Genomic DNA, 926 nt, shown 5'->3' on the forward strand with positions numbered 1-926 from the left:
GTGCGCGGCGCCTTGGGCCCGCATGACGGGGCGGCCGCCATCGTCGGCACCGGCTCCGTCTTCGGGGCACGTGTCGCGGGACAGGTCAGGATCATCGGCGGCTGGGGGTTTCTGCTCGGAGACCAGGCGAGCGGCGCGCGTCTCGGTCGCGCGCTTCTCGAGGAGGTGCTGCTCGCCCATGACGGGATCAGGCCCGGGTCGGCGCTGACAGGTGCGGTGCTGGCACGTTTCGACCATGATCCGGGCGCGATGGTCACTTTCGGAAAGGAGGCGCGGCCCGCCGATTTCGGCGCCTTTGCGCCGGAGATCTTTGCCGCTGCCGAAAAGGGCGATCCGGTGGCCGGTAGGCTCGTCGCAGACGGCGTGGCGGCGATCGAGGCCGCTCTTGACGCGGTGATGCCGAAAGGGTGCGACCGGCTCTGCCTGCTGGGCGGCCTTGGCGAACCCTATGCGCCCTATCTCGGTGCACGCTACCGGGCGGTCCTGCAGCCGCCCTTGGGAACGGCGCTCGACGGCGCGCTCACGCTGGCGGTGGAGCGCTTCGGGGGCGGTGCCTAGACTAGCGCAGCATGCGCAGCAGATGCACGGCCTGCGCCCCCCATTCGATGCCCGCCTCCCGCAGGGTACGCAGCCACTGCGGATGCGGATCGCTCACCGGCAGCGGCAAGTCGTCCTCCGGCGTGGCGCCGCGGATGTGGTCGGCCAACACCTTGCCGAAGGCGGTGCCGGGCGCGATACCGCGGCCGTTATAGCCACTGAAGCCGATCACATTGGGCGCCAGGCGGTGGAATTTCGGCAAGCTGTCGTCCGTCATGCCAATCATGCCGTACCAGCTGTGGGTAAAGCGCACTGCGCCGAGGGCGGGGAAAATGCGGCGTATCGCCCGCCGCGCCCAGGCGGCGTGCACGGCGGGGCCCGAGCCGCGC

At 70.7% G+C, this 926-nt stretch carries 2 protein-coding genes; one reads left to right on the forward strand and one right to left on the reverse strand.

The genetic code is table 11. The features are described 5' to 3' along the window. Positions 1 to 558, forward strand: a 558-nt coding sequence (locus ACFP9U_RS25195; protein ID WP_378625636.1) for a BadF/BadG/BcrA/BcrD ATPase family protein, incomplete at its 5' end; no start/stop codon positions are given. Position 559: 1 nt separating this feature from the next. Here ACFP9U_RS25195 and ACFP9U_RS25200 read toward each other — a convergent pair. Next, positions 560 to 926, reverse strand: a 367-nt coding sequence (locus tag ACFP9U_RS25200; RefSeq protein WP_378625638.1) for an FAD-dependent oxidoreductase, incomplete at its 5' end; no start/stop codon positions are given.

Source organism: Nitratireductor sp. GCM10026969 (assembly GCF_042660605.1).
Taxonomy (GTDB): domain Bacteria; phylum Pseudomonadota; class Alphaproteobacteria; order Rhizobiales; family Rhizobiaceae; genus Chelativorans.